The organism is Paenibacillus barengoltzii G22 (assembly GCF_000403375.2).
In the GTDB taxonomy this organism is placed as follows: Bacteria; Bacillota; Bacilli; order Paenibacillales; family Paenibacillaceae; genus Fontibacillus; species Fontibacillus barengoltzii.
The window spans coordinates 814,131-824,330 of sequence record NZ_KE159653.1 but is presented as its reverse complement, the minus strand read 5'-3'; the positions used below and the strand labels follow the sequence as shown (position 1 = coordinate 824,330).

Annotated in this window: 7 protein-coding genes and 1 riboswitch; of the genes, 6 read left to right on the top strand and 1 reads right to left on the bottom strand. The window is 52.3% G+C overall.

Annotation, left to right across the window (positions count from 1 at the left end):
- Nucleotides 1-274 precede the first annotated feature (274 nt).
- Entirely contained in the window at nucleotides 275-1,210 is a 936-nt protein-coding gene (corA, locus tag C812_RS12115) for a magnesium/cobalt transporter CorA (protein WP_016312946.1), read from the bottom strand.
- A 489-nt stretch (nucleotides 1,211-1,699) separates the two neighbouring features.
- Nucleotides 1,700-1,829, top strand: a riboswitch (SAM riboswitch).
- 120 nt (nucleotides 1,830-1,949) lie between these two features.
- On the opposite strand from corA, the gene metA reads away from it, so the two are divergent.
- The 6 genes from metA to thrS all read left to right on the top strand — a co-directional run bounded on the left by metA (nucleotide 1,950) and on the right by thrS (nucleotide 9,947).
- Nucleotides 1,950-2,885, top strand: coding sequence for a homoserine O-acetyltransferase MetA (gene metA, locus C812_RS12110; RefSeq protein ID WP_016312945.1), 936 nt, complete (start codon nucleotides 1,950-1,952; stop codon nucleotides 2,883-2,885).
- A gap of 17 nt (nucleotides 2,886-2,902) precedes the next feature.
- Complete coding sequence (locus C812_RS12105) at nucleotides 2,903-4,093, top strand: aminotransferase class I/II-fold pyridoxal phosphate-dependent enzyme (protein ID WP_016312944.1); 1,191 nt, start codon at nucleotides 2,903-2,905, stop codon at nucleotides 4,091-4,093.
- Nucleotides 4,090-5,253, top strand: a complete 1,164-nt coding sequence (locus C812_RS12100; protein WP_016312943.1) for a trans-sulfuration enzyme family protein — start codon at nucleotides 4,090-4,092, stop codon at nucleotides 5,251-5,253. The genes C812_RS12105 and C812_RS12100 overlap by 4 nt, the downstream gene beginning before the upstream one ends.
- Nucleotides 5,254-5,450: 197 nt before the next feature.
- Entirely contained in the window at nucleotides 5,451-6,587 is a 1,137-nt protein-coding gene (gene mqnC, locus C812_RS12095) for a cyclic dehypoxanthinyl futalosine synthase (protein ID WP_016312942.1), read from the top strand.
- Between the two features lie 118 nt (nucleotides 6,588-6,705).
- Nucleotides 6,706-7,617 (top strand): putative sporulation protein YtxC, encoded by a 912-nt coding sequence (locus C812_RS12090; protein ID WP_016312941.1) that lies wholly within the window; start codon nucleotides 6,706-6,708, stop codon nucleotides 7,615-7,617.
- A gap of 392 nt (nucleotides 7,618-8,009) precedes the next feature.
- A complete protein-coding gene (gene thrS, locus C812_RS12085; protein ID WP_016312940.1) occupies nucleotides 8,010-9,947 on the top strand; it encodes a threonine--tRNA ligase in 1,938 nt (645 codons plus the stop codon).
- Nucleotides 9,948-10,200: the final 253 nt, after the last annotated feature.

Here is a 10,200-nt window from a genome sequence, read left to right as displayed (position 1 = left end):
GATGTAAACACACAAGAAAATGAGCTGGACTGCGATAACACAAAACTTGTAGGTCAGGACTCCGGATTTAGGGGGCCTAGCCGCTTTTGCAGTTAAGAGCCGATTTAGGGGAGAATCGCGGCAAAATAACTGCACTTTTGCAGTCACGCTCGACTCGCCTAATTCAAAAGATCAGTCGGGATGATTTAGGCGCACGTCCAACAAGAGACTAATGCATACGTCTCGCCCAACCCAAAAGGCCAACGCGGACCTCAGCCCGTGTTGGCCTTACTGTTTATATCCAATCTCTCTTCCGGAAGATGAAGTACATCCCTAAACCAAGCACGCCCATAATGCCAAGGACGATAAAATAGCCGTATCGCGAATGCAGCTCCGGCATATTGTCGAAGTTCATCCCGTAGATCCCGGTGATCAGTGTCAGCGGGATGAAAATCGTCGTAATCGCGGTGAACACGCGCATGATTTCGTTGGCGCGGTTGGCGATGGCGGCCTGGTAGGCCTCGCGTAAGTTGCCGACGAGCTCGCGGAACGTGTCGAAGTTCTCGGAGATCTTCACGGCGTTTTCGTAGATGTCGCTGAAGTATTTTTGCAGCTGGTCGTCGATTAGACGAAGATCTTTCTTGTTTAAAATATTGATGACTTCCTTCTGCGGCCCAAGCACCTTCTTCAGCCACAAAATTTCACTTCGCAGCCCGATGATTTCGTTCAGGTGCGAACGTTTGGTATGCATCAGAATGTCTTCTTCCAGCTTCTCGATCTTCACTTCGATTCGGTCGCCGACGGTGAAGTAGTTATCAACCACCAGGTCGACCAGCAGGTACAGGAATCGGTCGGGCTCGCTGACCTCCTGCTCCCACAGGATCGGCTTCACCGCACGAAGTTCGTTGATCTTCTGTTTAGTAACTGTAATGATATAATGCCGTCCCAAGAAAATGTTCAGTGCACGCAGGAAAATTTCCTCGTCATCATACCGAATGCTATTTACAACGATGAAATAGTGGTTGTCGTAGGTTTCAATCTTTGGCCGTTGCTCTTCTTCGCTTAAGCAGTCCTCCACAGCCAGATCGTGCAGCGAAAATAAAGGCTGCAGCAGGGCAAGGTCATCCACCCCCGCGTCGATCCAATAGAAACCTTCTTCCGGAGCGGTGGTTGTTAATTCCACGTCCTCAACGGGGGTAAATACGCCGGCTAGAACATGACGGATTTTCATAAGCTCTCACTCCCTTTCCCCGGGCCTGAAGGCCTGGGATGCTCTTGTTGCAGCATAGGAAAGGGACCAACCGCGGGTTCGCCCGGCAACGATCAAAAAGGCGTTTATGCAAACACCGGGAAACGAAAGTGCCCTCTACGTTCCGCAGGCACCCAGCGGGTCGGTATCCTATGCAATTGGTTGACCTGGGTATTCCTCTGCGGACTCGGGTCGCCTTCCATTCTCGGTTTCACCTCGCTATAATCAGGTTACATGTCGATTCGTCAAACCCTAGGCCCGTCTGGGCCCAAAGGCACTTGTCTAGTATAACGCCAGCGAATGAAATGTTTCAACCCAAAAGTATACTATGTGCACGGGAGCCAAGCGGTCCATGAATACCGTGTGATTTTTCTCGCAGAGTTCTTGACGGAATGCCATCTGATACTTTAAAGTGAATGTCAGGGAGTACGGGCAACGGCCCAGACCCCGACCCTAACTAAATACAGCGAAATCTTATCAAGAGCAGGTGGAGGGACTAGCCCGATGATACCCGGCAACCGGCGATGACAACCATCGCAGCGGTGCTAATTCTTGCAGAACCGTCCGTATCGAATACGGGGCGGCTTCTGAGAGATGAGAGAGGCGCATACCGAATACGTAATGACCTTTCTCCCCGTGAGAGAGGTCATTTTTGTATACACGGCCCCTCGAAACGGATGTTGAGTTGAGAATGACGCTACGATTAAAGGAGTGAAACCACATGCCGATTAAAGTCCCGGATCATTTACCGGCCAAGGACGTGTTGACCAACGAGAATATTTTTGTCATGGATGAAAGCCGTGCCTATCATCAGGACATCCGCCCGCTGCGGATCGCGATTCTGAACCTGATGCCTACCAAGGAAACGACGGAGACCCAAATCCTGCGTTTGCTGGGGAACACGCCGCTTCAGGTGGAGATCGTTCTGCTTCATCCGAGCACGCATACCTCAAAAAATACGTCCGCAGAGCATCTGGAGATGTTCTACAAAACGTTTGGCGATATTCGCAATCGCCGCTTTGACGGCATGATCGTGACAGGGGCACCGGTCGAGCAATTGGATTTTGAAGAAGTGAACTACTGGGAAGAGTTGAAGGAAATCTTCGAGTGGTCCAAAACCCATGTCACATCGACCATGCACATCTGTTGGGCCTCTCAGGCCGGATTGTATTACCACTATGGCGTTCGCAAGGTTCCCCTGGCGAAAAAATGCTTTGGGGTCTTCTCCCACACAGTCAACGATCCGAAGGTGAAGCTGCTGCGCGGATTTGATGAAGTATTCCAAGTCCCGCACTCCCGTCATACGGACGTGGAACGTTCGGACATTGAGCGGGTGCCGGAGCTGCAGATTCTGGCGGAATCGGAGGAAGCCGGCATTTACTTGGTCGCCACCCGTGACGGGAAGCAGATCTTCGTAACCGGGCACTCCGAATACGATCCGGATTCGTTGAAATGGGAGTATGACCGGGATATCGCGAAAGGCATGGACATCGATCTGCCGGTGAACTATTTCCCGAATAACGATCCGACACGCGCCCCGCGTTCTTCCTGGCGGGCCCACGCAAACTTATTATTTTCCAATTGGTTAAACTACTATGTGTATCAAGAAACGCCGTACGATATCGATCAAACGGCCGACTTTGTATATGAGATATAAAAGTGGAGGGATTGCAGGTGGGGGAGAGAAACAAGGAATGGCGTATCGAGAGTAGATTGGCACAAATCGGATCGGTCGATGAACCAGTCACAGGCGCGGTGAATTATCCGATATATCAAGCCACGGCGTTTCGGCATCCGCGCCTGGGGCAAAGCACGGGCTTCGATTATATCCGTACGAAAAGCCCTACCCGCAAAGTGCTGGAAGACGCAGCGGCGGCTCTGGAATCCGGCGATGCCGGGTTTGCCTGTAGCTCCGGGATGGCCGCGTTGCAGACGGTATTTACGTTATTTTCGCAAGGCGACCATCTCATCGTTTCGTTGGACCTTTACGGAGGCACGTATCGCTTGCTAGAGCGGATTATGTCCAAATTTGGCGTAACCGCATCTTATGTGGATACCAACGATTTGGATGCCCTTGAACGTGTACGTCAAGAGAACACGAAGGCCGTTATTATTGAAACGCCAACCAATCCGCTGATGATGATTACGGATCTTGAAGCGGTATCGACATGGGCACGGTCCCACGGCCTGCTCACGATCGTGGACAATACGCTCATGACGCCGTATTTCCAGCGGCCGATTGAGCTTGGTGCTGACATCGTAGTTCACAGTGCAACCAAATATTTAGGCGGCCATAACGATGTTTTGGCCGGCCTGATCATTACCAAAGGCGAAGAGCTGTCCCAGGAGATGGCGATTCTGCACAACTCGATAGGCGCGGTGCTCAGCCCGTCCGATTCGTATCAGTTGATGCGCGGCATGAAGACGCTGGCGCTGCGGATGGAGCGGCACGAGAGCAACGCGCTGGCAATCGCCAAATTCCTGCAGACCCATCCTCAAGTAGCCGAGGTGTTCCACCCGGGCTTGGAGGATCACCCAGGGTATGCGACGCAACGGAAGCAGTCGAGCGGCAATACGGGGATCTTCTCCTTCAAAGTCACGGATGCTCGGTACGTTGAACCGGTGCTGCGCAATCTCAATCTGATTGCATTTGCCGAAAGCCTTGGCGGCGTCGAATCGCTGATGACCTATCCTGCGGTGCAGACCCATGCCGACATTCCGGAGGAAATCCGCAATGCGGTTGGCGTGGATGATCGGTTGCTGCGGTTCTCCGTTGGCATCGAGCATGTCGAGGATTTGATTGCGGACCTGAGTCATGCACTGGAAGCGGCACGGCAGGAAGTTGAAGGGGGACAAGGCGTATGAGCAGGCAGGAGAAACGGGACAACAAATTTGAAACGAAACTGATTCACTTCGGCAGTGAGGTGGACGAGGCTACCGGCGCATCCAGCGTACCGATTTATCAGGCGTCCACGTTCCATCATCACGATATTTTTAATCCGCCGCATCACGACTACAGTCGTTCCGGGAATCCGACTCGGCAGGCGCTGGAGGATTACATTGCCGTATTGGAAGGCGGGGTCCAGGGCTTCGCGTTTGCCAGCGGGATGGCCGCGATTTCCACCACGCTGATGCTGCTCTCGGCTGGCGATCATATTATCGTGACCGAAGATGTGTACGGGGGTACATATCGGCTGTTGTCCAATATTTTGACCCGGATGAACATTGAGACGACCTTTGTAGATATGACCCAGCCGGAATTGGTGAAGGCGGCTCTGAAACCTAACACGAAAGCTGTCTATATGGAAACGCCTTCCAATCCTACGTTAAAAATCACCGATATCGCGGAAATCTCCGCGTGGGCGCGGGAACATGGGTTGCTTAGCATCGTAGATAATACGTTTATGACGCCGTACTACCAGCGTCCGATTGAGCTGGGGACCGATATCGTTCTGCACAGCGCAACGAAATTCCTCGGCGGACACAGTGACGTGTTGGCCGGTCTGGCGGTAGCTCGGACGGAAGAAATAGCCCGTCAGCTGAAATATGTGCAGAACGGGCTTGGTACCGTCCTCGGCGCGCAGGATTCCTGGCTGCTGATGCGCGGCATGAAGACGCTGGGAGCGCGGATGGCGCACAGCGAAGTGAGCGCGCGCAAGCTGGCCGACTGGCTGAGTCGGCGGAGCGACATCGAAGCCGTGTACTATCCCGGCCTGCCAAATCACCCCGGCCGTGAGGTTCAGGAGAAGCAATCCACCGGGTATGGTGCGGTGGTCTCCTTCGATGTTGGGTCGGGCGAGCGGGCCAAGAAGCTGCTGAATCAAGTGAAGCTGCCGCTCGTTGCGGTCAGCCTGGGTGCCGTCGAGAGTATTCTCTCCTACCCGGCGATGATGTCGCATGCTTCGATGCCGCCGGAGGTTCGCGCTGAGCGGGGCATTACCGACGGGCTGCTGCGTTTCTCCGTCGGACTGGAGGACATCGACGATTTGCTCGCCGATTTGGATCAGGCGCTTGTCAACAGCTGAATAGGCTCGTGAACGAATTAAAAGGCCGCATTATGCGGCCTTTCTCGCTTTTTTCTATGAAGTGCCCTTGCTCCTTTGGCGTCTGTGCCGTGATTGGGTGCTGTTTTTCCTGGGCGGACTGTGTTACGATTGAATTAACATTTTAAATTTTCAGGTATCGCCTGGGATTCATTTATTTGTTCTAAGGAGGCAGTGAAATGACTGCAATCGACGATATATTAAACAAAGCGCTGCAGGGCGGACGCCTGGATTTGGAGGATACGATCCGATTGTTCGAATCTGACGAAGTGGAGAAGATTGGACATACCGCCAACATTTTGATGGAGCGCAAGCATCCTGAACCGATCACCACGTTTGTGATTGGGCGGAACATTAACTATACGAACATTTGTGACGTATATTGCCGGTTCTGCGCTTTTTACCGTCGGCCGGGCTCTGAGGAAGGGTATGTGCTTCCGGACGAAGTAATTTTTCAGAAAATCCAGGAAACGGTAGACGTCGGCGGCACAGAGATTCTGATGCAGGGCGGAACTAACCCGAATTTACCTTTTAGCTATTATACGAACTTATTGAAGGCGATTAAGGAGCGCTTCCCGAACATCACCATGCACTCGTTCTCTCCTGCGGAAATCATGAAGATGAAGGAAGTCTCCGAGGGGCTTTCGCTGGAAGAAGTTTTGCGCGAGATTCATGCAGCAGGTCTGGATTCCTTGCCGGGCGGCGGAGCTGAAATTTTGGACGACCGCACACGTCGTAAAATCAGCCGCTTGAAAGGCTCTTGGAGAGACTGGATGGACGTGATGCAAACGGCCCATAAAATCGGCATGAACACGACCGCCACGATGGTGATCGGGTTCGGCGAGTCGATGGAAGAACGGGCGCTGCATCTGCTGCGCGTGCGGGAAGCACAGGATGAGTGCATCCAGAACGGGTATCCGTCCGAAGGATTCCTGGCCTTTATCCCGTGGACGTTCCAGCCGGACAACACGAACCTGAAAGCGGAACGGCAAACACCGGAATCCTATCTGAAAACAGTCGCGATCAGCCGGATTGTGTTGGATAACATCAAAAACCTGCAGTCCTCTTGGGTAACGATGGGTCCGGAAGTCGGCAAATTGTCGCTGCAATACGGATGTAACGACTTCGGCAGCACGATGATTGAGGAGAACGTTGTATCGTCCGCCGGTGCAACACATAAAGTAAATATCGAATCGATCTTGTCGATTATTCGTTCCGCAGGCAAAGTTCCGGCGCAACGGAATACAAAATATGAGATTTTGCGCGTGTTTGATGAAGAAACGACGGTCGAACGCGATTTCATTATGCAAAACTAATTTGATCCGACTCTAAAATATTGCTGGCAGAACTGCCTTTCATTCCATGAACGGTTCCCGTATATCCGCTACCTTCCCACCATATACTTGGAGAAGGAAGCGGAAGGGGGCCAGATTCATGGATTTTTTTACTGTACGCGTCAATTGCGGTTCCGCCGAATCGGAGGAACGGTTCAAAGCTTCGTTACAGGAGGCTGTCAGCAGCTTACATAACCGTGAGGTACGGCTTCGCTTTCAAGCGGCCGCAGGCGGGATGCTGGAGGCGGTGCTCATGGGAAGCCCGGAAGCCAGCGACGGGGAGCAAGCTGCTGGCGATCTACAACTGATCGACTGTTTGTCACAAGGTATCGCAGAGTACATCGTCCGCGAGAAGGAAGCAGTGATCGCCGCCCGAGTCATGCGACGGGATTACAGCTTCGAATCCCGCGAAGAAGCGGAGCAGGTGCATGAAATGGTGAACCGGCTTCTGGCCGAAGATGCGGTTACCGGCTGTGCCCGTGATCAACGCAAAACGATGGTACAAGAAGCACTGCGTGAGTATTTGCAGTCTTCCTCCCAGCTCCATCTAGAAGGGTTCGTCTGGTTTCGCCTCAAGGCTTATGAGGACAAGCTGCGTGAAATTGTAAACTATGCCGTAGACGAGTTTTTGCTCGACAAGCAGTATGAGGAATTTATTGGGCTGCTGCAGTATTTTGTGTATTTCCAGGAGCCTTTGACCCCTTTAGTCCATTTGATGCATAAGCAGGAATCTGAATTTGCGATTCTGAACGAGCAATTTACGCCGATTCGTGTGCCGGCATCCGGCGGGGTTATCGCGCGGATTGCCGATCAGGAGATGCAGATGGAGGACGTGATCGTCAGCACCTTGATCTCCCTCTCCCCGGACCGGATATTAATTCATACTCAGGAACCTGATGCCCAGGTGATTACGACGATCTCGCGGATATTTGGCGAGCGGGTGGAGATCTGCTTGTTATGCCCGCATTGCCAGCTATTCCATCAGGAGATGCGGCGCCTAGATCAAGGATAATGATGAAGACGTTTCTTGACGAACGGGGAAGTTCGCATTATAATTACTTGCATTAAGTGAACTACCTTAAATAGCGTGGACAAAGACATGAGCCAGAAGGCTTGAACGGTACAGAGAGAGGGAACTTGGCTGGAATTCCCTTCGGATTCGCTTTTGGTTTACCCCTTTGTAGCTGTATTCCCGAACCTTCGTGAAGTAAGGAATACCGGTTCATTCCCGTTAACGAATGCCGAATTAAGGGCCATATCCGAGTGTGATGCACGGGTGAGTGTTGCGGATTGGCCGAATGAGGGTGGAACCACGGGTATATAACGCTCGTCCCTTTCCGGGACGGGCGTTTTTTAATTTGTCCGCTTCCGGTAACCAATTCTATTTTTAGGGAGGAAATCAAGGTGGCAGTATCAGTTGTTTTGCCGGACGGTTCGGTTCGGGAGTATGCGGAAGGCAGCAGTTTGGAGGATGTGGCGGCTTCGATCAGCAGCGGGTTGCGTAAAAATGCGCTGGCCGGGAAGATCGATGGTAAAGCTGTCGATTTAAATACGAAGCTGGTTGACGGCGCGAAAGTGGAGATCATTACGGCGGATTCCCAGGACGGACTGGAAATTATGCGTCACAGCTGTGCGCACTTGATGGCGCAGGCGGTAAAACGCCTGTACGGCAACAAAGAAGTGAAGCTGGGCGTCGGTCCGGTGATCGAGGACGGATTCTACTACGACATGGATCTGGAGCATCCGCTCAATCCAGAAGATCTGCAGAAGATTGAAAAAGAAATGGAACGCATTATCGGTGAAAACCTGCCGATTACTCGTCGTGAGGTGAGCCGTGAAGAAGCGTTAGCGATTTACACCGAGCTCGGGGATCCGTATAAGCTAGAGCTCATTCGCGACTTGCCGGAAGACAGCGTCATTTCGATTTATGATCAAGGCGAATTTTTCGACTTGTGCCGCGGGCCGCACGTGCCTTCGACCGGGAAGATTAAAGTGTTTAAGCTGCTGAGCGTGGCCGGTGCTTACTGGCGCGGCGATAGCAAAAACAAAATGCTGCAGCGCGTATACGGCACTGCCTTTATGAAGAAGGCAGATTTGGATCATCATCTGCACATGTTGGAGGAAGCGAAGAAACGCGACCACCGCAAGCTGGGTAAGGAACTTAATATCTTCACGTTCAACAACCTGGTTGGTCAAGGCTTGCCGATCTGGCTGCCGAAGGGAGCGACAGTTCGCCGGACGCTGGAACGTTATATCGTTGATATTGAAGAAAGACTGGGTTATCAGCATGTATACACTCCGGTGCTGGGGAACGTCGATTTGTATAAAACGTCGGGTCACTGGGAGCATTATCAAGAAGACATGTTCCCGAAAATGGCGATTGATACGGAGGAATTCGTACTTCGTCCGATGAACTGCCCGCACCACATGATGGTGTATAAGAGCGATATGCGCAGCTACCGGGACTTGCCGATCCGTATCGCCGAGCTGGGGATGCAGCATCGCTATGAAATGTCCGGTGCTTTAACCGGCTTGCACCGCGTACGTTCGATGACGCTGAACGATGCCCATATTTTCTGCCGATTGGATCAAATCAAAGATGAGTTTAAACGCGTCCTGGATCTGATCAAGCAGGTGTACAACGATTTTGGCATTCACGAGTATCGGTTCCGGCTGTCTTACCGTGATCCTCAAGATACGGAGAAATACTACCAAAACGATGAAATGTGGAATACGGCGCAGCGGATGCTTCGCGAAGTTGTAGAAGAAGCCGGCTTGCCGTTCTTCGAAGCGGAAGGCGAAGCTGCGTTCTACGGACCGAAGCTGGACGTACAGATCAAAACGGCGCTGGGCAAGGAAGAGACGCTGTCGACGGTGCAAATTGACTTCCTGCTGCCGGAACGTTTCGAGCTGGAGTATGTGGGTGACGACGGTCAGAAGCATCGTCCGGTCGTGCTGCACCGCGGTATTCTCGGGACGATGGAACGCTTCACGGCCTTCCTGCTGGAGAACTTCGCAGGGAATCTGCCGCTCTGGCTGGCTCCGGTTCAAGCGAAAGTGCTTCCGGTATCCAGCAACTTTGACGCTTATGCTCGTCAGGTTGAAGATAAACTGCGGGCTGCCGGCATCCGCGCCGAAAGCGATCTGCGCAACGAGAAGCTCGGCTATAAGATCCGCGAAGCTCAGCTTGAGAAGCTGCCATACATGCTCGTCGTAGGCGAAAACGAGCAAAGCGCCGGCACCGTCTCTGTCCGCAAACGCGGCCAAGGCGACCTGGGCGCTAAAGCGGTGGAAGAAGTGATTGCTCAGCTGCAAGAGGAAATTCGCAACCACGTGATTTAGTTGGTGAGCTAAAACGTAGAGGCTAAGATGTTGTATTTCGTACAACATTTTAGCCTCTTTATTTTGCGGGATTCGCTGGAATATCCTCTGCCTCAAACGCTTTAACTGCAAAAGTGCAGTTCATCATGGGCAAAATTGCAGTATTTAGGGTTCTGAAATGTAAAAGCCCTAAGGCCCCCTAAATAAACTGGAGTCCTCCCCTACAAGGATTTACAATGGAAATAAGGGAGAGGATTCAGTTATGGGAAAAGCC

Excerpts from the sequence above, each read along its gene's own strand:
- corA (WP_016312946.1), bottom strand. The coding sequence starts at position 1,210 with ATGAAAATCCGTCATGTTCTAGCCGGCGTATTTACCCCCGTTGAGGAC.
- metA (WP_016312945.1), top strand. The coding sequence starts at position 1,950 with ATGCCGATTAAAGTCCCGGATCATTTACCGGCCAAGGACGTGTTGACC.
- C812_RS12100 (WP_016312943.1), top strand. The coding sequence starts at position 4,090 with ATGAGCAGGCAGGAGAAACGGGACAACAAATTTGAAACGAAACTGATT.
- mqnC (WP_016312942.1), top strand. The coding sequence starts at position 5,451 with ATGACTGCAATCGACGATATATTAAACAAAGCGCTGCAGGGCGGACGC.
- C812_RS12090 (WP_016312941.1), top strand. The coding sequence starts at position 6,706 with ATGGATTTTTTTACTGTACGCGTCAATTGCGGTTCCGCCGAATCGGAG.